Below are 21,585 nucleotides of genomic sequence, written 5' to 3'. Positions count from 1 at the left end.
GGTCAGCAGTCACACGTCGGGTCGTCGCCCTTGCCTCAGCCGTGACAGGCCCCAGAGGCCAAGGCTGATCCCTACGGCAATGACGGTCGGTCCCCGCAGGGTCGGGTCTGCCGTCGCCATGACCCACAGGGTGAAGCCTGCCCCCGCCAGGCCTACAGCCAGGGTCGCCAGCCGGCTGCGCGCCGTGGCCTGATCCCGCGCCGCCCGGCAGAGGCTGAGCGCGCAGAGCAGGTAGAGCACCATGGACAGCATGACCGACAGGTTGATCAGCAGGGAGAACTGCTTGCCCAGGGTCGGCGACATGCTGCCCCAGCTGGCGAGACTCATCAGCAGGCCGGCCACGAGGATGTCCCGGGTGCGGCGGGGCGCCTCTGGGGTCTCGGTGGCGAATTTCGGCAGATAGCCGGCCTGGGCGCCGGCCCGGCCGGTCTCGGCGGTGAGCAGGACCCAGCCGCCGAGGGAGCCCGAGGCCTTGGCGAAGGCGCAGAAGGCCACCAGCCCGGCCGCCAGGGGGCCGGCTATGTGGGCAATGGCGTCGGCGAAGGGGGCGGTTGAGGCGGCCAGCGCCTTTGCGGGCATCAGGCCCATGATGGCCACCGAGGCGGCCATATAGACCGCTGCGGCCAGCAGGACCCCGCCCACCGCGACAATGGGCAGGTTGCGCCGGGGATTGTCGATCACCCGGGCGGCGACATTGGCGCTCTCCAGCCCCAGAAAGGCCCAGAAGACCGGGGTGACGGCCAGGCTCATGGCGGCGGCGTCGGGCTTGCCGCTGACATTCCATGAGGCCTGAAAGAGGGCCGGGTCAAAGGCCAGGATGCCGATCCCCATGGCCAGGATGATGGGCGCCAGACCGAGCAGCAGGGTGGCGCCGCCGATCCGGGCCACCAGTCGGGGGCCGACCAGATTGGCCAGGGTGAAGAGCCAGATGCTGGCCAGGACGGCGGCCAGGGCTGGTCCCGGCGCCGCCAGGGCAGGGATGAAATAGGCCAGGTATCCCACAGCAGCCACGGCGATGGCCGTGGTCCCGACCCAGCAGTTCAGCCAGTAGGCGAACCAGCTCACATGGCCCAGGGCCGGATGCAGGTCCTGTCCGGCATAGGCCACCACGCCGTCGCCTGTGGGCCGCAAGACCCCCAGCAGGCCAAAGACCAGGGCCAGGACCAGGGCGCCTGAACTGGCTATGGCCCAGGACAGGATTGTGATGGAGCCATAGGCGCCCAGGGTGGCCGGCAGGAGATAGACCCCCGAGCCGATCATGTTGCCCGCCGTCAGCAGGATTGCGGCGAGAACGCCGAGTTTTGCGACCCCCCCTGGCTTTGGCTCCAGGCTCACCCGTGGATCCCGGCGATCTTTGACTGGAACCAGGCCAGGGCGCCCTCGTGGCGGGGGGAGAGGACGCCTGAGGTATAGACCCCGGCGTCAAGGTTCCGCTGGACCGCCTCGCAGATCACCTTGTCCTCGAGGGTCAGGCCATCCGAGGTCTCGAGCACGGCCTCCATGTCCGAGGTGGCCGGGTCATAGAAGTAGAGATAGTCCAGCCGGGTGCGGTTGTGACCGAGGGGCCGCATGTGCTCGACCATCAGGCCATAGCGATAGACATTGAAAGCCAGGTTCGGCCAGAGCCAGACCCAGAGGCCGTCATTGACCCCGCTGAGGGTCTCCACCTCGTGGACCGCGGCGGACTCCACCATGCGGACCCGATAGGTGGAGGGCTTGACCTCGGAGGCCAGCTTCGGGTGGACGGCCGAGATGTGATAGCCCTCCAGATAGTTCTCCACATAGGTCTTCCAGTTGCAGTCCAGGTCGTGACTGCGGCGCAGGGTGGCTGGGCCCGTCGTGACCCCATGGGCGTCGAACAGGCCATCCAGCGGGGCGGTAAGCTCGGAAAGCGGCCCGGCCTTGCCGTCGACATTGACGAAGATGAAGCCCCGCCAGACCTCGATGGTCACCGGGAAGAGGCCAAACTCCCGGGGGTCGAACCCCTCGGCGGCGCCAAAGTCCACCGCGCTGCGCAGGCGGCCGTCCAGGGCGTAGCGCCAGCCGTGATACCTGCAGGTCAGTTCGCCGCCGCAATGGCTGGCGCCGTCAGGGACCAGGGGCCCGGCCCGGTGCCGGCAGACATTATGGAAGCCCTTCAGCCCGCCCTCCGGGGTGCGGACCACCAGGACCGGCCATCCGGCCACATCCCCGGCCAGGACATCGCCCGACAGGGCGACTTCGCTCCCGTGGCCCAGGAACTGCCAGCCGGCGGCGAAGATGTCCGCGCGGTCCCGGGCATAAGCTTGGGGGTCGCGATAGAAGGAAGAGGGCAGGGTCAGTTGCATGCCCCCAGCATCCTGATCGAGAGGTTCAGGTCAATCAGCGGTTTTCATAGATTGAACCTATGCTGGGCATAGATTCTTTTGATTGGGTCTATGCGCTGGTTTGGCCTAGGAGAGTCGCTGCAAACCGCGCCCGGGCGCGGACATCCAAATCGGAGAAGACGATGAGCCTCGCCGCCAGCAAGACCCTGGAAAACCTGAAAGCCGCCTTCGCCGGCGAAAGCCAGGCCAACCGCCGTTATCTGTACTTCGCGCAGAAGGCCGACGTGGAAGGCTATAACGACGTCGCCGCCGTGTTCCGCTCCACCGCCGAAGGCGAGACCGGCCACGCCCACGGCCACCTGGAATTCATGGAAGAAGTCGGCGATCCGGCCACCGGCCTGCCCATCGGCGGCACCGAGAACAACCTCAAGGCCTCCATCGCCGGTGAGACCCACGAATACACCGACATGTATCCGGGCATGGCGCGCACCGCCCGCGAAGAAGGCTTCGACGAAATCGCTGACTGGTTCGAAACCCTCGCCAAGGCTGAAAAGTCCCATGCCGGCCGCTTCCAGCGCGCCCTGGACTCCATGGACTAAGACTGACGGGTCGCCCTTCGTCATCCGGCGAAGGGCGATCATCCGCCGCAAACCCCCGCGGCCCTCGCACCCAATCCGAACTGGAGGTCACCATGGCCGACACCCCCAAAGCGCCCGCGCGCGAGGGCAGCCTTGATGCGCCCTTCCGTCATCCCATCGCCTGGCAGGACGAGGCCTATTACGACCTCGCCGCCGTCGAGAAGGAGATGGAGCGCCAGTTCGACATCTGCCACACCTGCCGCCGGTGCTTTAACCTGTGCGACAGCTTCCCCCGGCTCTTCGACCTGATCGATGAGTCCAAGACCGGTGAACTCGACAGCGTCGCCAAGTCTGACTACGCCAAGGTCGATGAGGCCTGCACCCTGTGCGACATGTGCTTCCTCACCAAGTGCCCCTATGTGCCGCCGCACGAATTTGACATCGACATTCCCCACCTGATCCTGCGCTACCGGGCCGCCAAGCGCCGGGCTGGAGAGCGCGATTTTGTCCGCGACCAGCTGGGTCAGACCGACCGCAATGGCAAGATGGCCAAGCCGGTGGCGAAGATCGCCAACTGGGCCACGGCCCGCAAGAACACCCCCCTGCGCAAGCTGCTGGAGGCGATCGCAGAGATCGACGCCGAGGTCGAGCTGCCCAAGTATCACTCCAAGACCGCGACAGACCTGCTGCCGACGCCGATCGCCCCTGATCCGGCGGGCCCGGCCTTCGGTCAGCGCAAGGTCGCCCTCTACGCCACCTGTTTCGTCGACTACAACACCCCCGACACGGCGGTCGCCGCCGCCCGTGTCCTGGCCAAGCAGGGGGTCGAGGCCAAGCTGGTCTATCCGGAATGCTGCGGCATGCCCCAGCTGGAATCCGGCGACCTCAGCGATGTAGCCGGTCGTGCGAAACGGGTCGCCGCCGCCTTCGCCCCCTATATCGAGCAGGGTTACGAAGTGGCCGCCCTGACCGCCTCCTGCGGCCTGATGATGAAGTTCGAATGGCCCCTGCTGCTGCCCGAGGATGAGCAGGTCCGCGCGCTCTCTGCCGCCACCCGCGACATCTGTGAATATGTGGTCGACCTGTCAAAGTCGGTCGGCCTGGCGCCGGGCCTCTCTCCGGTCGAGGGCGGCGTCACGGTCCACCACGCCTGTCACGCCCGGGCCCAGAATATGGGCGCCCGGTCGGCCGACATGCTGCGCCTGATCCCCGACACCAAGGTCGAGGTGGTCGAGCGGTGCTCCGGCCACGGCGGCACCTTCGGCGTCATGAAGGACACCTATCCCCTGGCGCTGAAGGTCGGAAAGCCCGCCGCAAGGCAGGTGGCCCAGAAGGGCTCGGCCGAGCTGTGCTCGGACTGTCCTCTGGCCTGCAAACACCTGGGACAGATGCTGATCGCCGAGACCGGCCCCAATCTCACCCCCCGTCAGTCCCACCCCATCGAAATCCTGGCCCGCGCCTACGGAGTTTTCTGACACCATGCCCGCCACCCAACGCCTGATCACCCGCGCCGACCTGATCCCGGACGCCGAGTTCGCCAAGGTCCGCAAGGAACGTCGCGCCGCCCTCCTGCCCATGAAGCGGGCCCGCCGCATCGACCTGGGTCCGTTCTGCTCGTTCTATTTCGAGTGCTTCGACACCATGCTGTTCCAGATCCAGGAAATGCTGCTGATCGAGAAAGGCGGCGAGGCCCAGATCGCCGACGAGCTGGCCGCCTATAATCCCCTGATCCCCCAGGGCCGGGAACTGATCGCCACGGTCATGTTCGAAATCGAGGACGAGGTCCGCCGGGCGGTCATCCTGGCCAAGCTGGGCGGAGTCGAGGACCGGCTCTTCATCCAGGTGGGCGAGGACCGGATCTATGCTGTGCCCGAGGGCGACGTGGAACGGACCCGCGATGACGGAAAGACCTCGTCCGTGCACTTCCTGCACTTCCCCCTGAGCGCGGAGCATGTGGCGGTATTCCGGAACCCCGGCGTGCAGGTCATGGTCGGCTGCGACCATGAGAGTTACGCCCATATGGCGGTCCTCAACCCGGCGACCCGGGCTGAACTCGCCAGGGACTTCGCGTAAAAATCAGCCGCTTGTGCGTGGACAAACCAATGCGAGCCGACGCATAGGGACTCTGTGTCCACGCCGCCTGCAAACCGCCGCGCTGATATAGACTGGATCCGGGTGGCCGCTTTTGGCCTCCTGATCCTTTATCATGTGGGTCTGGTCTATGCGCCCTGGGACTGGCACGTCCACAGTCGTTACACCTTCGAGCCCCTGCGCTATGCCGCCCTGGTCACCAATCCCTGGCGCCTGACCCTTCTGTTCTTTGTGTCCGGCGTCGCCCTGCGCTTCATGAGCCGACGCCGCGCCCCCGGTGAGGTGCTCAAGGCCCGGCTGGCCCGGCTGGCGCCGCCCTTCTTCTTCGGCGTTCTGGTGCTGGTGCCGCCACAGTCGTGGATCGAGGCCATGGACAAGGGCAGCTGGAACCAGGGCCTCTGGGCCTGGTGGCTGTCGGAGTTCAGCCCCGCTGGATTTGCCGATGGCATTCCCCTGAACCACATCTGGTTCGTCCTCTACATCTCTGTCTACAGCCTGATCATTGTCGGCCTCCTGGCCCTGCCAAGACTGCAGGCGGGGCTTGAGGCGGCCTTCATCCGGGTGTTCAGCGGCTGGAGGCTCCTGGTGATCCCGATCATCTACCTGGCCGTGGCCCGCCAGCTGCTGTTTGCAAGGTTCGGTCTCTCAAATCACCTGACCGCAGACTGGTACAATCACGCCGCCTCCTTCGGTGTCTTCCTGCTGGGTTTCCAACTGGCCCTGCGTGACGAAGTCTGGGCGAACTTCGAGCGACTTCGCTGGTTGTTTCTGGCGACGGCCGTCAGCGCCCTTCCTGCTCTCATCGTCCTGGAAGCCGATCCCAACGCCATGACCGAGCATGGGGGCCTGCTGAAGAACCTGGTCTTCGCCATTGATCAGTGGGCGACCATCGGCGCCATTCTTGGCTTCGCGAGCCTTCACATCCGCAATTCGGACGGGCCCCTGCTGCGCTATCTCACCGATGCGGTCTTTCCCTGTTATCTGGCGCACCAGACCCTGCTGGTCGTCGCGATCTGGGTGCTCAAGCCCATGCAATTGCCGGTGGCGGCTGAAGCCTTCCTGTTCCTGACCTTCACCCTTGGCGGCAGCTTGCTGGTCTATGAGATCGTGCGGCGCATCGGCCCGATCAGGCCTCTCTGGGGTCTGAAGCCCTTCTCCCAGGTCAAGGGAGCCTCGTAGGACCATGGCCCGGTATCGAAGCCACAGATTCCTGTTGCAGATCGGGATGTTCGCCCCAGTCTTTGCCTTCTGCGCCGTAGCCCTGGCCGTAGCAGCCTATCCGGGCTTCAATCATGCCCGTCAGTATCTGAGCGAGCTTGGCGGGGCCCACGCCATCCATCCGGCCATCTTCAACACCGGCGTCATTGTTTCGGGAATTGGCGCGGCCCTCGGCGGCATAGGTTTTGGTCTGGCCATGCTGGCCCTGGGCGGCGGTCGCCTTCCGGCCCTGGTCACCGCGCTATGCTTCGTTCTGGCCGGAGTCGGCATGGTGATCGCCAGCATCTATCCCTGGCCCGACCCAAGGCACCTGGCCATCAATCTTGGCCTTGGCATCCAGCTGGCGCCCCTGGCCATGCTGTGGGGCTTCCGCACGACGGCGGATCTGGCGCCCCTCCGCCGGTTCCTGGCCCTGGTCTTCGTGGCCATGGCGGTGCTTACCGTCCTGACCAAGCATCTGGTGTTCAAGGGTCTGGTCAACGACTTCAATGTCGGCTGGTGGGAGCGGGCTTTCGCCTTCGTTCTGGTAGGCTGGACCGGAGTCGCCGCCTTTGTCCTGGAGCGACGACTTCTGGCCCTTGGGCGTGAACCCCCCATCGCGTCTTAACCTTGCGGGTCGGGAATCCCGGCCTTCGCAACCGCAACCTCTCGATTTCGTGATCGTTTTTCCTCTGGCGCTTATGTCTGAGGCGCCAGCCGCTCAGGGCGCCTGATTTCTACTCGAAGCCCCCGAATTTGTTAATTTTTGTTCGGTTGCACGAGAGGGCTTGATTGTTTCCCTCGCATTGCAGCATAACGCTTTTGTGATCGAAAAGTGATCGCATGGGCGGACGGGCATTATGGACGCGTTGAGCAACCATAGCATTGGCGTGATGGAAGAGGCCTTCGGTCAGGCCGAGGCTGAATCACGTACCTGGATGCCCAGCCCGGCGCCCCTCGACATGCCGCGCCAGTCCTTTGAAACCTCCCTCGGCGACTTCCGGCCCAGCACCAGCCCGGGAAACATCGCCCTGCGCCGCACGGTGATCTTCGCCTCTACCCTGGTCCTGGCCTTTCTGGCCTTCCTGACGCCGGCCAAGATCTATGCCGAAGACGGGTTCAGCACCCTGGAAATCCTGGCCCTGGCCCTGTTTGGCGCCCTGACCATTCCGATCTCCTGCTGGTTTGTCAGCGCCCTGGCGGGTTTCATCCTGCAGCGCGTCCGCGGAACCCATGATGACCTGGATTTCCGTCCAGTCGCCCGCCGCCCCCAGACCCGCACCGCCCTTCTCATGCCCCTCTATAACGAAGACGCCTCGGCGGCCTTTGGACGTCTGAGCGGTATTGAGCGGTCCCTGGCCAGGCTCGACGCCGCCAGCGCCTTCGACATTTTCGTCCTCTCGGACTCCACCCAGGAGGACGCCGCAGCTGCAGAGTGGGCCGCCTTCCAGTCCTTCCGGGTGACCTCGCACTGCCGGGCCTTCTATCGCCGCCGAGACAAGAACACCGAGCGCAAGGCCGGCAATATCGCCGACTGGGTGCAAAACCACGGCGCGGCCTACGAAACCATGGTCATTCTCGACGCCGACAGCACCATGTCCGGCGAGACCCTGATGCATCTGGTGGACGCCATGGAGCGCAAGCCGGATATCGGCCTGATCCAGACCACGCCGTCCATCGTTGCGGGCGAGACCCTCTATCAGCGCACCCAGCAGTTCGGCGTGCGGCTCTATGGCCGGGTCGCCGGCGCCGGTCTGGCCTGGTGGTCGGGCTCTGAGTCCAGCTATTGGGGCCACAACGCCATTGTCCGCACCGCGGCCTTCGCCCAGTGCTGCGGCCTGCCGGTCCTGCCGGGACGCAAGCCCTTCGGCGGCCATGTGATGAGCCATGACGTGGTGGAGGCCTCCCTCCTGCGCCGCGCCGGTTGGGGTGTTCACTTGACCGCAGCCCTCGGCGGAACCTATGAGGAATCCCCGCCATCCCTGCAGGCCTTCATGTCCAGGGACCGCCGGTGGTGCCAGGGCAACATGCAGCACCTGCAACTGCTGACCGCGCCGGGCCTGACGCCCATGAGCCGGCTTCAGATGGTGATTGGCGTCATGGCCTACTGGGCCTCGCCCCTCTGGTTCATGTCCCTGCTGACCGCCCTGATGATCCAGTTCCAGACGGCCCCCAAGCTGGAAGAAATCGCCACCCTCGGCGGCTGGCGGACCATCGTCCTGCCCCGCCATGACGGTTATGCCCTGATCTGGATGACCGCCCTGACCTGGCTCCTGCTGTTTGGTCCCAAACTGCTCGGCTCCATCCTGGTCATGTCCCGCGAGAACGAGCGCGCGGCCTTCGGCGGCTCGGCCTCGATCATCAAGGGCGCGGCCCTGGAAATGTTCATGTCCATGGTCATGGCGCCGATCATGATGGTCAGCCACACCCGCATGCTGATCGAGATCTTTAGCGGCAAGGACTCCGGCTGGCGTCCCCAGCAGCGCGAGGCCGACAGGATCACCTGGGCGGAAGCCTGCCGGTTCCACGCCTGGGAGCTGCGCGCCGGAATGGTCTTCGCGGCGGCCCTGCTGGCCCGTCCGGACCTAAGCCTGGTCTTTTCGCCCATCGTCCTGCCCCTGCTGATTGCGCCGGCCCTCTCCATGCTGACTTCTCGTCCTGAGGTCGGCCAGTTCCTGCGCTATCGCGGCTTCCTGCTGACGCCCGAGGAGCTGGGCTTTGAAGTCGGCCAGCCCCGCGCCCGCCGGCAGGCCTTCACGCCGGTCGCCGTCCCGGCTTCGGGCGGACTTGAAGAGCGTCCTGTCACCCTGGATCTTGAAGCCGCCTAGGGCTTGACCAGCACCGCCTCGGTATAGGTTTCCACCACCAGGCTGAACGGCCTGCCCTCGCCAGTGACCAGCACGGCCCTGTGCTGCAGTATGTCCTTTGGCGTGGCGAGCCTGCCCCGATAGATGCGCACTGGCGCCGGCCTTCCCTCCCAGTTCAGGGGCAGGGGCCGGAACAGATAGCTTGTGCTGAGTGTCCTGCGGCGGAAGTTGAGGGGCCGCACCACCACGCCAAAGGGCGTTTCAGTTTCTTCCAGGGCCCTGTTCATTTCAGGCGTCAGAAGGGCAGGGCGATACCAGTTGTCGGCTTCGGACAGGATCTGGTCGCCACAGGCCAGCTGGACCCGGCGATAGACCAGGGGTTCGTCAGCGCCGGCCCCCAGGGCTTCGCGATCCTCGGAAGAGGCCGCCTTGTCCTGACCCCGGACACGAAGCGCCCGGATCTTCTGGCCGCCGCCATTTTGGTCACACCAGGCCTGCAGGGTGGCCGTGGCGCTGTCATGGCTGAGCAGGTCTGCGTTCAGCTGGGTGATCTGCGCCCAGGCCTCAAGCCGTTCAACATAGGCGGCGGGCAGGATCAAGTGTTCGGCGCCTTGGGTCTTGCAAACAGGTATAGGGCCAGGAATTCAAACGGGATCAGCAGGGGCGCCAGGGTGGCGAGTTCCACGCTCCCGAACTTCAGCACCACCAGGCTGACAACAAAGGCCAGTCCAGGGGAGCCCGCCCGCAGGATCTTGTAGGTCCGCTCGCCTCGCTCCATTCCGCCCACAAGGCGTCCGTTGTCCCGCGAAATCGCCAGGTTCATGGCCATCATGATCACGGAGGTCAGGATCAGGTTCCAGCAGTAGATTTCCCAGGCGAAGCCGGAAAACCTTCCGTGGGACATCAGGCTCGTCGAGAAGGGCATGAGGCAGACCGTCAGCAGGAAGACCAGGTTGAGGGCTGCAACGATCCGGTCGAACCGGGCCAGCCTCCGCATGGCGCTCATATGACCCATCCACCAGAAGGCCACGACGGCGAAGGATCCTGCAAAGGCGATGAAGTCCCCGATCATGCTGGCAAGACCGCGGATGAGCTCGGCGATGGTCTCGCCCTCCGGCGCCTTCAGTTCCAGGGCCAGCAGGGTCAGGACGATGGCGAAGACAGCGTCTGAAAAGAACAGGAGCCTGTGCAGCAGGCGGTCTTCCGCTTCAGCTTCGGGGTCATGATGGTGGGCGGACATTCGATCTCCAATCCTGCACCTACAGCTAATGGAACCCCGTGAACTCTGTCGAGACCCGCTCTCGCCTTTCTGTCCGCAGGCCTTAAGATGAGGGTCCCCCCGGGAGCTGGAGACCCATGAAGACACCTACGATCTTGCTCGGCCCTTTGCTTGTTGCTCTGGCGACGACGTCTGTCGCCCTGGCCCAGGTCCCTGCAGCGCCGCCTACGCCGCCACCCGCCCCGGCGCCCACGGCGGCTGAGACCCTCTCCCCCGACAGGTTCGCCCAGGAGATCAGCCGCTTCGCTGAACTGGACGCGGCGACCCCGCCGCCGTCCTGCGCCTACCTGTTTGTCGGGTCTTCCTCCATCCGGTTCTGGAAATCCCTCAGCGAGGACATGGCGCCCTATCCGGTGATCAACCGCGGCTTTGGCGGCGCCCACGTCTCCGACGTGGACTATTTCTTCGAAAAGGTTGTGACGCCCTACAAGGCCAAGGCCATCTTCTTCTATGCGGGGGATAATGATCTATGGGCTGGCAAGACGGCCGACCGGGTTCTGGCGGACTTCAAGACCTTCATGACACTGAAGGCGGCCAAGCTCGGGCAGACCCCGGTCTATTTCATCGCCATCAAGCCCTCGAAGCAGCGGCTCTCCCAGCTGGGCCTGCAGGATCAGGTGAACCAGGCGATCCGGGCCATGGGCGCGACGCGCAAGGACCTGCGGTTCGTCGATGTGGCGCCTCCCATGCTCGAGGCTGGCGTTCCCAAGGATATCTTTGTGGCCGATGGTCTGCATATGACGCCGGAAGGCTACGCCATCTGGACCAGCGTCGTCCGCCCCGTGGTTGAGCTGGACGCGCGGGAAAACCACACCTGCAAGGGCGAGCCGCCAGCCAGGAAGAAGCCGGCCATGGGCTGGCTGTTCCGCAAGAAGACCTGAATCAGAAACGACATTCCAGGAGGAAACCCCATGAACGAAGTAAGCTATGGTGAAGACATCGCCCTGGGCGCCGACGCCGTCTGGGCCGTGATCGGCGACTTTTCCGGCATCCGGAAGTGGGCCGGCGCAGTTGAGGCCGAGTCTACCGAGGTCACTCCCAAGGGTAAGGTGCGCACCCTGACCATGCCGGGCGGCCGGAGCATCCAGGAACTGATGACCGACGAAGGCCCACATCACTATACCTACACCCTCGATCGCCCGGACATGGATGCCTATTTCTCCACTGTCTCGGTGGCGCCGGGAACGGCTGACGCCTGCCGGATCGAGCTGACAGTGAAGTTCGTCCCCAAGGATCCGTCGACCCTGGAAGCCACGACCGAACAGCTGACCAAGTTCTGCCGCGGCAATGTAAAGGCGATGAAGCGGGCCCTGGGCCTGGCCTAGTCGGTCCGGTGCAGGGAAGACAGCCGCCTCGGGCTGGGCTAATCAGCGGCCATGTCACTTCCTGATTGCCGCCTGTATCTGATCACCCCGCCCCGGCTGGACGACCTGGCCGGGTTTGCCGACCTGCTGGCCCAGACCCTGGACGCCGGCGATGTGGCCGCATTGCAGATCCGGCTGAAGGACGCTTCTGACGAGGTGATCGGCGCAGCCGTGGCGGCTCTCAGTCCCGTGGCCCAGGCCCGGGGCGTGGCGGTCCTCCTCAATGACAGGCCCGACCTGGCGGCCCGGCTGGGCTGCGATGGCGTCCATGTGGGGCAGTCCGACATGTCCTGCCGGGAGGCCCGCCGACTGATGGGCCCGGACCGCATGGTGGGCGTCACCTGTCATGACAGCCGGCATCTGGCCATGGAGGCCGCAGAAGCCGGGGCGGACTATGTGGCCTTCGGCGCCTTCTTTCCCACGACGACCAAGGAAGCGCCTACCCGGGCCGAGCCGGACATACTTCGCATCTGGCAGGAGGTCATGGAGATCCCCTGCGTGGCCATTGGCGGGGTGGCGGTCGACAATGCGGCAGGACTGGCTGCCGCGGGAGCCGATTTCCTCGCTGTCTCCGCCGGGGTCTGGGCCCATCCGGAAGGCCCGGCAGCCGCCGTTCGCGGCCTCAACGCAGCCATCGCCGAGGGCCTTGCACAGAGGGTTGATCCGGCCGCCTTGCCTTAGGGGCCCGGTCCCACTAGGTTCCGCGCCCTCATGAGCACGCAAACCGCACTTCTCAAGGTCATGTCCGACGCCGCCCGCAAGGCTGCCCGCGGACTCAATCGCGACTTCGGCGAGCTCAATGAGCTGCAGGTCTCCAAGAAGGGCGCAGCCGACTTCGTTTCCGCCGCCGACCTCAAGGCCGAGCAGACCATTTTCGAAGCCCTGGAAAAGGCCCGACCGGGCTATGGTTTCCTGGGTGAAGAGCGGGGCCTGATCGAGGGCACGGACAAGACCCACACCTGGATCGTCGATCCCCTGGATGGCACCACCAACTTCCTGCACGCCATTCCCCACTTCGCCATCAATATCGCCCTGCAGCGCGAAGGGGTCGTCGTGGCGGCCGTCACCTATAATCCGGTGACCAACGAGCTGTTCTGGGCCGAAAAGGGCAAGGGCTGCTTCGTCAATGACAAGCGCCTGCGGGTCGCGGCGCGGACCCGGCTGGATGAATCCGTCCTGGGCACCGGCATTCCCTTCCTTGGCCATGGCCAGCACGCCAAGTTCCTCAAGGAACTGCACCAGATCAGCCAGAGGGTGGCGGGCGTCCGCCGTTTCGGCGCTGCAGCCCTGGACCTGGCCTATGTGGCTGCGGGTCGCCTGGACGGCTTCTGGGAGCGGGATCTCAGCCCCTGGGATGTGGCGGCGGGTCACCTGCTGATCACGGAGGCCGGCGGCAAGGTCACCACCATCGAGGGCGAGGAAGACGTTCTGGAAACCGGCAGCATCTGCGCCGCCAATCTGGACCTTCACCCCCTGCTGGTGGAGCGCCTGAAGGCCGCCGCCTGAGGCAGGCTGGCAATCTCGCCTTGACGGAAGCGTCACACAGCGTCGCTAGATGGACGCCATGACCCTGACCCGCAGAACCCTCGCCGCCCTGGCGGCCGTAAGCCCGGCCCTGATTGCGGCGGCGAAGCCCATGAAAAAACGTCCTGTCGTCATCGCGCACCGGGGGGCCAGCGGGCTTCGCCCCGAACACACGGCGTCTGCCTATCGCCTGGCCGTCGACCAGGGCGCGGACTTCATCGAGCCTGATCTGGTCCTGACGAAGGACGGCGTCATGGTGGTGCGCCATGAGAACGAGATCGGTGGAACGACCAATGTCGCCGCCCACCCGGAGTTCGCCGCCCGCAAGGTGAAGAAGGTCATAGACGGCGAGGCCATCGAAGGCTGGTTCACAGAAGACTTCACCCTGGCCGAACTGAAAACCCTTCGGGCCCGGGAACGCCTGCCCCAGCTCCGGGCAGAAAGCGCCAGGCATGACGGCGTCGACGCCATTCCGACCTTTGACGAGGTCGTCGCCCTGGCGAAATCGGAAAGCCGCCGGGTCGGCCGGACCATCGGCGTCTATCCGGAAATGAAGCATCCGACCTATTTCGCTTCGGTGGGCCTGGCCTTCGAGGCCCGGATGGCCGACGCCCTGAAGGCCCACGGCCTGAACAGCCCGACGGCGCCGGTCTATGTCCAGTGCTTCGAGGTCGGGCCCCTCAAGACCATCCGCAAGCTGACCCGCGCGCCCCTGGTGCAGCTGGTGTCGGCCGAGGGCGGACCGGCCGACCTGCCGAAGGTCGCCTATGCCGACATGGTCACGCCGGCAGGACTCAAGGCCATCGCCGCCTACGCCAATGGCCTGGGGCCGGAATGGAAGATGGTGGTCCCTGTGGTCGATGACGGTCTCGGCGCCCCGACCGATCTTGTCCGGAACGCCCACGCTGTCGGCCTGACGGTCCATCCCTGGACGGTCCGCGCCGAGAACGCCTTCCTGCCCCCCAAGCTGCGCCTCGGCGTTGACCCGGCGGCCCATGGGCAGGTGGACGCCGTCTACCGCGCCCTGTTCGCCGCCGGGGTCGATGGCCTGTTCAGCGATTTTCCGGGCCTTGAGGCCAAGGTGCGCAACGCCCTCTAGGCGTCAGTCTCTCCAAACTGCAGGGCGGCCAGGCGGGCGTAGAGACCGCCCAGCTTGATCAGCTCGTGGTGTGTACCCTGCTCCACAACCCGGCCGCCATCCATGACGACGATCCGGTCCGCCTTCAGCACCGTGGCCAGCCTGTGGGCGATCACCAGTGTGGTGTGACCTTCCATGGCCTCGTCCAGGGCCGCCTGCACCAGCCGCTCATTCTCGGCGTCCAGGGCGCTGGTAGCCTCGTCCAGCAGCAGTATGGGCGCCTGGCGAACCAGGGCCCGGGCAATGGCCAGGCGCTGTCTCTGGCCCCCGGACAGGCTGCGGGCCCGTTCGCCCAGCGGAGTATCAAAGCCTTCGGGCAGGGCGTCCAGGAAACCCTCGGCCTGGGCCGCCTGGGCCGCAAGGCGCACCTCGTTCAGGGAGGCTCCGGCCCGGCCAAAGCGGATATTGTCGGTCGCCGAACCGGAAAACAGCGGGCTGTCCTGGGCGACCAGGGCCATGCGGTCGCGAACAGCCTTGGGATCGGCCCGGGTCAGGGCCACTCCGTCCACGGACACCTGTCCGGACTGGGGGTCATAGAAGCGCAGGAGAAGGCGCAGGACCGTACTCTTGCCGGCGCCGGAAGGACCCACCAGGGCCACCCGCTCGCCAGGCGCCACATGCAGCGAAAATTCGCTGAGGGCGGGCAGGTCGGGTCGCCCGGGATAGGCGAAGGTCACATTCTCGAACCTGACATCGCCGGCGCCGTCGGCGGGCAGGGGGGTTGCGTCAGCCGGCGCCGAAATGCCGGGCCTTGCCGCCAGCAACTCTGACACCCGCTCCATGGCGCCGGCCGCCTTCTGTACGTCGCCCCAGGTTTCCCCCAGAGCTCCCATGGAACTGGCGGCGAACACAGACAGGAAGGCGAACTGGAACAGGGCGCCCCAGGTCAGGTCCCCCCGCAGGCCGGCATGGACCCCCAGCCAGAAAATGAAGACGACGCCGCCGAACACCAGGCCAATCACGGCGGCGGTCATCACCGCCCGGGCCGTCATGCGGCGCAGGGAGGTGGCGAAGGAGGCCTCGACCGCCGCGCCGAACCGGGCGGCGCCGGCCGCCTCACCGCCGAAGGCCTGAACGGTCTCAAGGGCGTCCAGGGTCTCACCGGCCTGGCCGATGGCCTGGGCGAACTGGTCCTGGGTCGAGGTGGTCAGCTTGCGCACCCGGCGCCCGAACAGGAAAAGCGGGGCGATGACAAAGGGAATGATCAGCAGGACGAGGCCGGTCAGGTGGGGACTGACCACCAGCAGCATGATGAGGGCGCCAATCAGGGTCAGGAAATTGCGCAGGGCCATGGAGACCGAGGTCGCCAGGAGACTTTCCACAATCTGGATGTCTGTGGTCAGGCGCGAGAGGACTTCCCCTGTGGTGGTGGCCAGGAAGAAGCCCGGATCCAGGGTCAGTATGTGGCCGTAGGCGCTCTTGCGCAGGTCGGCGACAATGCGCTCGCCCAGCTTGGTGACGAAGAAATAGCGGAGGGCGGAGGAGACAGCCAGGGAGACGGCCACCGCGCCCAGCAGCCAGAACCAGGGGTCGATCGGGCCGCCCGCGGTCTTGACGCTGGTCAGGTGATCAACAAGGGCCCGGACCGCTCCGGTCAGTCCCAGGGTCGAAGCCGTGGCGGTTATCAGGAAGAGGCCAGCCAGGGCGGCGTCACCCTTGTGCGCGCCCATGAAGGGCAGCAGCTGTCCCAGGGAATTGAGGCTCTTGCCCTTTGCCCGACGGGCGGCTCCTTCAGAAATCTGCTGGGCAAGGGCGGCCCCCGCCGTGGGTCTGCCCTCGACCTGGGCTCCACCCGAAAAATCACTCATAAAAATCGCGCCCTTGCTCTTCGCCCGCCCTTTGCTGTATAGGCGGCGCTCGCTCGCGCCCGCCTCGTCTGGCTGGCCGAAAACTGACTGCCGCTCTCTTACGTCGGAAGCCTCCGAGATGAAACAAGACACCCATCCCGATTATCACTTCATCACCGTGGTGATGACCGACGGCACGAGCTATCAGACGCGCTCGACCTACGGCAAGGAAGGGGCGACCCTGAACCTGGATATCGACCCGAAGACCCACCCGGCGTGGACGGGCGGAAACCAGACCCTGCTGGATCGCGGCGGTCGCGTTTCGCGGTTCAACGCCAAGTTCGGCGCCTTCACCCGCAAGTAAATTCCTCCGGGATCCCGGAAACGACAACGCCGCGGGTCAACCGCGGCGTTTTCTGTGTATGGAAGTGTCGTACGGCGCGCTTGCCGCGGGCGACTATGACCCGAAGGCGGACCGCAAACGATCCAGCTGTCCCGCTACGGGATTGGACGCTTCGGCCACAGAGACCTCTACATACATGCGGCGATCCAGATGCCGGACCCGCTCGAACAGACGTTCCGACCGCTCCAGCAGGGCCTTCAGCCCGGCCGGCATGTCTTCGGGCATGTCGCGGCCCGAGGAGATTTCTTCCGCCGCCAGGCGATAGCGGTCTTCGCAGGCGTTGATCGCCGGCATGTCGCCCTCACGTACAGCACGCTGGACCAGCAGCCAGGAAGCCACCTGCATCAGGCGGGTGGTCAGGCGCATGCTTTCAGCGGCGTAGGCCAGGGCCGCATTACGCGACAGCATTTTCGACTCCTGGCGGCCAGCGCCGTCCAGATAGCCTGCGGTCTCTTCGACGAGGTCCATGCCTTCCTGGAATGTCCGGTCGAACAGCTCGGAACGCGCAAAGTCGGCGATCACATCTGCCCGCTGGGCCTTGGTGTTGACGTCGTGCATCTATCCCGTTCCTGATCATCTGCGCACAGACGGCGCCGCCGAGCCCGGTTCGCTGCAACCGCCGTGCCAAGGCGTCGTGCGCGGATCGGCGCAGAGTATCCGGCCTTGCCTCTTAATGTCCTGCTAACCGGTCACGATCCGAACAGGGCGTCAGCGGCGGCGCGACCGGCGCGCTTGCGGCCGATCTGGGTTTCGCACCGGGCGATCTCTTCCTTCAGGATCTCGATGCGCTCTTCCAGTTCGGCCACCCCGTAGAGTTCAAGGTCCTCCCGGATGGCTTCTTCAAGACGCTGACCGCGTCCGACCCGCGTGCTGACCGGCTCTTCCATGCTCGCGCCTCCCTTTCCGATTGGCGAAGTTGGGACTATCTCACCCAGACCCGATTTTCACGCAAGACCAGCAAGGCCCGCCATGACCCAGCCCATGATGACCGCCATCGCCGTTGAAGGCGGCCGTGGCCCCGCTGAAGCCCTGAAGGCCATGCAGATCCCCCGTCCACAGCCGGGCCCGGGCCAGATCCTGATCCGGGTTGAGGCGGCGGGCATCAACCGGCCCGACATCCTCCAGCGCCTTGGCGGATATCCGCCGCCCCCCGGCTCGCCAGACACCATGGGCCTGGAGGTCGCCGGTGAAGTGGTTGAAGGCGCCGGCCGCTGGAAAGCCGGAGACCGGGTCACCGCCCTGCTGGGCGGCGGCGGCTATGCCCAATACGCCGTGGTCGACGCCCGCCACGCCCTGCCCATCCCGGCGGGCTTCAGCGCGGTCCAGGCCGCCGCCCTGCCCGAGACTGTCTTCACGGTCTTCGCCAATGTGTTCGAGCATGGCGGCCTCAAGGCTGGAGAGACCCTGCTGATCCATGGCGCGACTTCCGGGATCGGCACGACGGCCATCCAGATGGCCAGGGCCGCCGGCGCCAGGGTGATCGCCACCGGCCGCGGTGCAGACAAGGCCGCCCAGGCCAAGGCCCTGGGCGCAGACATTTCCATCGACGCCACGTCCGAGGACTTTGCCGAAGTCGCCAAGGCGAATGGCGGGGTGGACGTTGTGCTCGACATGGTGGGGGGCGACTATTTCAGCAAAAACCTCGACGCCCTGAAGACTGGCGGCCGGATCGTCTTCATCGCTTCCCTCGGCGGCGGCGAAATCTCCCTGCCCGTCTTCCGCATCATGCAGAAGCGCGCTGTGGTCACCGGCTCGACCCTCCGTCCGCGGGACGCTGATGAGAAGGCCCGGCTGGCGGCGGCGGTCGAAGCCACCGTCTGGCCCTGGATCGACGCGGGCAAGCTGATACCGCAGATCGATGCTACCTTCCCCCTGGAAGAGGCGGCCAAGGCTCATGCCCACCTGGAAGGCGGGGCCCATCTGGGCAAGATCGTCCTGACCACCTAAGTCGTCCGCCGGGCTGCGGATCAGACAGGCCTGTGGGCGACTGCAGGCCGGTTCTTCATGGTGAATGACCGGCGGCGGGGGTGATCCTGAACGGGTTCGCCTCCACCCGTACTTCAATCACATATAGTTTTTCTCGCTGTGACCAGGGGAAGGGCGTGACCGCGCCCGGTAAGCTTTTGTCAATTTTATTCAGTGGCTTGCCTGAAAAAATCCACTGAACAGCCTTATTTTTGCCCTGTGGCTTGCATGTCGCACAGCACAACCTACGCCGAGCGGGCAATTGACGTAGGTCCTGCAATGACGCAGGAAAACCGACACGGCGCGAAAAAAGCGCCACAAGGACTTTAGAAGGGGAAACCTAAGGGAATGCGTAAGTTTGCACTGCTGGCCACCAGCACTCTCGTCGCAGCCATCACCGCTGGGGCGGCGCACGCCCAGAGCGGCGGCACCACCATTGAAGAACTGGTCGTCACCGCTGAAAAGCGTGAGCAGAGCCTCCAGGACGTTCCGGTCGCCATCTCGGCCTTCACCAGCAAGCAACGCGACCTGGTCGGCATCAGCACCATTCAGGACCTGACGAACTTCACGCCGGGCTTCGTCTATCAGTCCGCCAACGACCGCGCCTCCATGCGCGGCATCGGTCGTCTGACCAACGTTCACTCCGTGGACGGCGCCGTGTCGATCTATATCGACGGCCTGTTCACCACCTCGACCGTTCTGGCCGGCGGACCGCCGCTGGAAACCGACCGCGTCGAAATCCTTCGTGGCCCGCAAGGCACCCTGTACGGCCGTAACGCCATCGGCGGCACCGTCAACGTGATCACGGCCCGTCCGACCGATCACCCCTATGCGGAAGTCCGCGGTATTGTCGAAAACTTCGGCTTCACCGACCTGCAGTTCGCCGCTTCCGGCCCCATCACCGAAGGCCTGCAGTTCCGGGTGTCCGGCTACAAGCGCGACCAGCGCGAAGGCTTCTATACAAACGTCAACAAGGGCATGCCTACCGAGGGCAACAAGCGGGACGAGTACGAATACCAGTTCCAGATCAAAGCTGACGTCGGTGAAAACGCCGAAGTCTGGATGAAGTACTTCACCCTGGGCTGGAACAACCGTGGCGGCCCCGGCGCCCGCGCAGGCTATCTGGCCGGCGCCCAGGAACTGGGCTTCATCGACCCGAACTTCTCGGTGGTCTTCAACCCGGCTGCTGGCTATTCCGGCAATATCGTCCCCGGCAGCCTGGTTCAGGCCAATGGCGGCACCTTTGTCGGCAATCCGGCGGCCCGCGATCCGCGCCTGTTCAACTCCAACTACGCCCAGTCGGTGAAGCTGACGGACGTCCACTCCTTCACCACCAACTTCACCTATCACTTCGACAATTTCGACGTGAAGTATGTGGGTGGTCTGACCAACTACAAGTATGACCTGCGCGGCGATACGGACGGCACCAACGTCCTGTCCTACCAGATCCCGCTGGCTCCCGGCTCGATCTGCGGCACCATCGGCGCCCTGTTCTCGGCCGGTCGTTCGACCGTCAATTGCGGCCCGAAGACGGTCAACGCCAACAATACCTACCACTATTTCGAGTATCCGCAGTGGTACAGCCACGAAATCAACCTCTCGTCGACCAATGACTCGGCCCTGCAGTGGATCGTCGGCGCCTATTACTATAACGAAAAGTACACCGGCACCGCCTCCACCGCCGACTTCTTCGTTCAGGGCGCCACGCCCCTGAACACGCCGATCCTCGGCGCTGCGGCCAACCCGGAAGGCACCTGGTCCACCGGCCATTACGGGCTTACCACCGAGTCCAAGGCCCTGTTCGGCCAGCTGGACTGGCAGGCTTCTGAAAAGCTGAAGTTCACCCTGGGTCTCCGCTATACGGACGACCACAAGTTCGGCACCGAATATCGCCGGATCGTCTGCGACTCCGACGTCTGCTATGCGGGCCTCTATCCGGCCATCGGTCTCGCCGGCTTTGGTCCCGGCACCGCCGCCAACTGGGGCAGCCTGCAGGGTAACCTGACGGCGCTTCCCGCCGTTGGCCAGGCCCTCGGCCTCGGCGGCGCCCTGAACGCCCTCGGCGGTCTCGGCAACGGCGCCATGGACCTGACGGCCACCCTGGCTCCGGTCACCACCGCAGCCGGCGCCAAGGGCGTGACCACTCCGGTCCAGGCCTGCCCGACTCCGACCACCTGCCGCCAGTACATTGTCGATCCGGCGACGGGCGTGGCTCAGCGTAACCTGGGCGACTCCTCCAACGCCGTGACCGGCACCCTGGGCTTCCAATGGGATCCCACCGACGGCACCATGGCCTATGGTCGTTACAGCCGCGGCTACAAGGCATTCGGCTTCTCGGCCGGCGCCTTCCTGGCCGCTCCTGAAGCTGATTCCGAGTTCGCGAATTCCTACGAACTGGGCTTCAAGACCAATGTCGGCCGCACCATGCAGCTGAACGCCAACATCTATTACCTCGACTATCGTGACATGCAGGCCCCGGTGACGGTCCGCAACGGCCCCACCAATGTCAGCCAGTTCATCAACCTGGACAAAGCCAAGTCAGAAGGCTTTGAAATGGACGCCGTCTGGCATCCGATCCAGCCCCTGCGGGTCAGCCTGGCCTATTCGTACAACAATACGGAGATCCTCAAGGCTCCCCTGTTGGTGGACGTGAACGACAACGTCACGACCGGCGCTGTCAGCGTTGTCGGCAACCGTCTACCCCAGGCTCCGAAGAACAAGGTCGCCGTCAATGCGAACTATGGCTTCGAGATGGAAGGCGGCCTGCTGACGGTCGGCGCCAGCTATGTGTGGCGTGACGAGGCTTACGCCAACGTCTTCACCCGCTCGTACAACGAAGCTCCGAAGTGGGATCAGATCGACCTCCGCGCTCACTGGGCGCCGGTCGGCAACAAGTACACGATCATCGCCTATGTGAAGAACGTGGCTGACACGGACGGTTATGACGCCGCCCTGGTCGCCTCGAACCGGAACGCCCGCAGCTCCACCGGTGCGGTCGTCCCCAATGGCGCCCTGAACCTGGAACTGACTCCCCCGCGGACCTACGGCATCGAGCTGCAGTACCGCTTCTTCTAAGACCCTGGCCCCGGGGCTCCGGCCTTGGGGATGGTCTGAAAGTCTTCAGGGCGCGCCGGTTTCCGGCGCGC

Annotated in this window: 21 protein-coding genes; 14 read left to right on the top strand and 7 right to left on the bottom strand. The window is 65.3% G+C overall.

Translation table 11 applies throughout. From position 1 onward, the window contains the following. Positions 1-9: 9 nt before the first annotated feature. On the bottom strand, positions 10-1,335 hold the full coding sequence (locus CFE28_00290; protein OYU68572.1) for an amino acid permease: 1,326 nt from the start codon (positions 1,333-1,335) through the stop codon (positions 10-12). After that, positions 1,332-2,327 (bottom strand): Rieske (2Fe-2S) protein, encoded by a 996-nt coding sequence (locus CFE28_00285; protein OYU68571.1) that lies wholly within the window; start codon positions 2,325-2,327, stop codon positions 1,332-1,334. Before CFE28_00285 ends, CFE28_00290 begins: the two co-directional genes overlap by 4 nt. 161 nt (positions 2,328-2,488) lie before the next feature. On the opposite strand from CFE28_00285, the gene CFE28_00280 reads away from it, so the two are divergent. The 6 genes from CFE28_00280 to CFE28_00255 all read left to right on the top strand — a co-directional run bounded on the left by CFE28_00280 (position 2,489) and on the right by CFE28_00255 (position 9,000). Further along, positions 2,489-2,905: a rubrerythrin gene (locus CFE28_00280; GenBank protein ID OYU68570.1), complete on the top strand. Its 417-nt coding sequence runs from the start codon at positions 2,489-2,491 to the stop codon at positions 2,903-2,905. A 92-nt stretch (positions 2,906-2,997) separates the two neighbouring features. Continuing rightward, entirely contained in the window at positions 2,998-4,359 is a 1,362-nt protein-coding gene (locus CFE28_00275; protein OYU68569.1) for a glycerol-3-phosphate dehydrogenase, read from the top strand. A 4-nt stretch (positions 4,360-4,363) separates the two neighbouring features. Continuing rightward, positions 4,364-4,957: a hypothetical protein gene (locus CFE28_00270; GenBank protein OYU68568.1), complete on the top strand. Its 594-nt coding sequence runs from the start codon at positions 4,364-4,366 to the stop codon at positions 4,955-4,957. A gap of 54 nt (positions 4,958-5,011) precedes the next feature. Next, positions 5,012-6,154 (top strand): acetyltransferase, encoded by a 1,143-nt coding sequence (locus CFE28_00265; GenBank protein OYU68567.1) that lies wholly within the window; start codon positions 5,012-5,014, stop codon positions 6,152-6,154. Between the two features lie 4 nt (positions 6,155-6,158). Then, on the top strand, positions 6,159-6,800 hold the full coding sequence (locus CFE28_00260; GenBank protein ID OYU68566.1) for a hypothetical protein: 642 nt from the start codon (positions 6,159-6,161) through the stop codon (positions 6,798-6,800). A 232-nt stretch (positions 6,801-7,032) separates the two neighbouring features. Then, positions 7,033-9,000: a glucan biosynthesis glucosyltransferase H gene (locus CFE28_00255; GenBank protein ID OYU68565.1), complete on the top strand. Its 1,968-nt coding sequence runs from the start codon at positions 7,033-7,035 to the stop codon at positions 8,998-9,000. Here CFE28_00255 and CFE28_00250 read toward each other — a convergent pair. Then, entirely contained in the window at positions 8,997-9,578 is a 582-nt protein-coding gene (locus CFE28_00250) for a hypothetical protein (GenBank protein OYU68564.1), read from the bottom strand. The two genes, CFE28_00255 and CFE28_00250, sit on opposite strands and share 4 nt — an antisense overlap. Continuing rightward, complete coding sequence (locus CFE28_00245; protein OYU68563.1) at positions 9,575-10,219, bottom strand: hypothetical protein; 645 nt, start codon at positions 10,217-10,219, stop codon at positions 9,575-9,577. Before CFE28_00245 ends, CFE28_00250 begins: the two co-directional genes overlap by 4 nt. Positions 10,220-10,335: 116 nt before the next feature. Here CFE28_00245 and CFE28_00240 point away from each other — a divergent pair, with 116 nt between their 5' ends. The 5 genes from CFE28_00240 to CFE28_00220 are packed head-to-tail and all read left to right on the top strand — an operon-like array spanning position 10,336 to position 14,245. Further along, positions 10,336-11,139 carry a hypothetical protein gene (locus CFE28_00240; protein ID OYU68562.1) on the top strand — a complete coding sequence of 268 codons (804 nt, stop codon included), beginning with the start codon at positions 10,336-10,338 and terminating at the stop codon, positions 11,137-11,139. Between the two features lie 30 nt (positions 11,140-11,169). After that, positions 11,170-11,583, top strand: a complete 414-nt coding sequence (locus CFE28_00235) for a hypothetical protein (GenBank protein OYU68561.1) — start codon at positions 11,170-11,172, stop codon at positions 11,581-11,583. Positions 11,584-11,634: 51 nt separating this feature from the next. Further along, positions 11,635-12,303: a thiamine phosphate synthase gene (gene thiE, locus CFE28_00230; GenBank protein ID OYU68560.1), complete on the top strand. Its 669-nt coding sequence runs from the start codon at positions 11,635-11,637 to the stop codon at positions 12,301-12,303. A 30-nt stretch (positions 12,304-12,333) separates the two neighbouring features. Then, entirely contained in the window at positions 12,334-13,128 is a 795-nt protein-coding gene (locus tag CFE28_00225; protein OYU68559.1) for an inositol monophosphatase, read from the top strand. A gap of 49 nt (positions 13,129-13,177) precedes the next feature. Then, complete coding sequence (locus tag CFE28_00220) at positions 13,178-14,245, top strand: glycerophosphodiester phosphodiesterase (protein ID OYU68558.1); 1,068 nt, start codon at positions 13,178-13,180, stop codon at positions 14,243-14,245. On the opposite strand, the gene CFE28_00215 is transcribed toward CFE28_00220, so the two are convergent. Next, on the bottom strand, positions 14,242-16,092 hold the full coding sequence (locus tag CFE28_00215; protein OYU68557.1) for an ABC transporter: 1,851 nt from the start codon (positions 16,090-16,092) through the stop codon (positions 14,242-14,244). The two genes, CFE28_00220 and CFE28_00215, sit on opposite strands and share 4 nt — an antisense overlap. A 118-nt stretch (positions 16,093-16,210) precedes the next feature. Between CFE28_00215 and CFE28_00210 the strand changes: the two genes are divergently transcribed. Further along, a complete protein-coding gene (locus tag CFE28_00210) occupies positions 16,211-16,435 on the top strand; it encodes a 50S ribosomal protein L31 (GenBank protein ID OYU68556.1) in 225 nt (74 codons plus the stop codon). A gap of 93 nt (positions 16,436-16,528) precedes the next feature. On the opposite strand, the gene CFE28_00205 is transcribed toward CFE28_00210, so the two are convergent. Together CFE28_00205 and CFE28_00200 are read right to left on the bottom strand one after the other, a co-directional pair. Continuing rightward, complete coding sequence (locus CFE28_00205) at positions 16,529-17,032, bottom strand: regulator of CtrA degradation rcdA (GenBank protein ID OYU68555.1); 504 nt, start codon at positions 17,030-17,032, stop codon at positions 16,529-16,531. A 131-nt stretch (positions 17,033-17,163) separates the two neighbouring features. Continuing rightward, on the bottom strand, positions 17,164-17,361 hold the full coding sequence (locus CFE28_00200) for a hypothetical protein (protein ID OYU68554.1): 198 nt from the start codon (positions 17,359-17,361) through the stop codon (positions 17,164-17,166). A 97-nt stretch (positions 17,362-17,458) separates the two neighbouring features. Here CFE28_00200 and CFE28_00195 point away from each other — a divergent pair, with 97 nt between their 5' ends. Further along, entirely contained in the window at positions 17,459-18,421 is a 963-nt protein-coding gene (locus CFE28_00195) for an NAD(P)H-quinone oxidoreductase (protein ID OYU71474.1), read from the top strand. Positions 18,422-18,787: 366 nt separating this feature from the next. Continuing rightward, positions 18,788-21,514 (top strand): hypothetical protein, encoded by a 2,727-nt coding sequence (locus CFE28_00190; protein OYU68553.1) that lies wholly within the window; start codon positions 18,788-18,790, stop codon positions 21,512-21,514. Positions 21,515-21,585 lie beyond the last annotated feature (71 nt).

Source organism: Alphaproteobacteria bacterium PA2, from assembly GCA_002256425.1.
GTDB lineage: Bacteria > Pseudomonadota > Alphaproteobacteria > Caulobacterales > Caulobacteraceae > Phenylobacterium.
This window is presented reverse-complemented; position numbering and strand designations above follow the sequence as displayed.

Bases quoted from the DNA above. Each gene is read 5' to 3' on its own strand.
- CFE28_00285 (OYU68571.1), bottom strand. From the start codon at position 2,327: ATGCAACTGACCCTGCCCTCTTCCTTCTATCGCGACCCCCAAGCTTAT.
- CFE28_00280 (OYU68570.1), top strand. From the start codon at position 2,489: ATGAGCCTCGCCGCCAGCAAGACCCTGGAAAACCTGAAAGCCGCCTTC.
- CFE28_00275 (OYU68569.1), top strand. From the start codon at position 2,998: ATGGCCGACACCCCCAAAGCGCCCGCGCGCGAGGGCAGCCTTGATGCG.
- CFE28_00270 (OYU68568.1), top strand. From the start codon at position 4,364: ATGCCCGCCACCCAACGCCTGATCACCCGCGCCGACCTGATCCCGGAC.
- CFE28_00260 (OYU68566.1), top strand. From the start codon at position 6,159: ATGGCCCGGTATCGAAGCCACAGATTCCTGTTGCAGATCGGGATGTTC.
- CFE28_00255 (OYU68565.1), top strand. From the start codon at position 7,033: ATGGACGCGTTGAGCAACCATAGCATTGGCGTGATGGAAGAGGCCTTC.
- CFE28_00245 (OYU68563.1), bottom strand. From the start codon at position 10,219: ATGTCCGCCCACCATCATGACCCCGAAGCTGAAGCGGAAGACCGCCTG.
- CFE28_00240 (OYU68562.1), top strand. From the start codon at position 10,336: ATGAAGACACCTACGATCTTGCTCGGCCCTTTGCTTGTTGCTCTGGCG.
- CFE28_00235 (OYU68561.1), top strand. From the start codon at position 11,170: ATGAACGAAGTAAGCTATGGTGAAGACATCGCCCTGGGCGCCGACGCC.
- thiE (OYU68560.1), top strand. From the start codon at position 11,635: ATGTCACTTCCTGATTGCCGCCTGTATCTGATCACCCCGCCCCGGCTG.
- CFE28_00225 (OYU68559.1), top strand. From the start codon at position 12,334: ATGAGCACGCAAACCGCACTTCTCAAGGTCATGTCCGACGCCGCCCGC.
- CFE28_00220 (OYU68558.1), top strand. From the start codon at position 13,178: ATGGACGCCATGACCCTGACCCGCAGAACCCTCGCCGCCCTGGCGGCC.
- CFE28_00215 (OYU68557.1), bottom strand. From the start codon at position 16,092: ATGAGTGATTTTTCGGGTGGAGCCCAGGTCGAGGGCAGACCCACGGCG.
- CFE28_00210 (OYU68556.1), top strand. From the start codon at position 16,211: ATGAAACAAGACACCCATCCCGATTATCACTTCATCACCGTGGTGATG.
- CFE28_00205 (OYU68555.1), bottom strand. From the start codon at position 17,032: ATGCACGACGTCAACACCAAGGCCCAGCGGGCAGATGTGATCGCCGAC.
- CFE28_00200 (OYU68554.1), bottom strand. From the start codon at position 17,361: ATGGAAGAGCCGGTCAGCACGCGGGTCGGACGCGGTCAGCGTCTTGAA.
- CFE28_00195 (OYU71474.1), top strand. From the start codon at position 17,459: ATGACCGCCATCGCCGTTGAAGGCGGCCGTGGCCCCGCTGAAGCCCTG.
- CFE28_00190 (OYU68553.1), top strand. From the start codon at position 18,788: ATGCGTAAGTTTGCACTGCTGGCCACCAGCACTCTCGTCGCAGCCATC.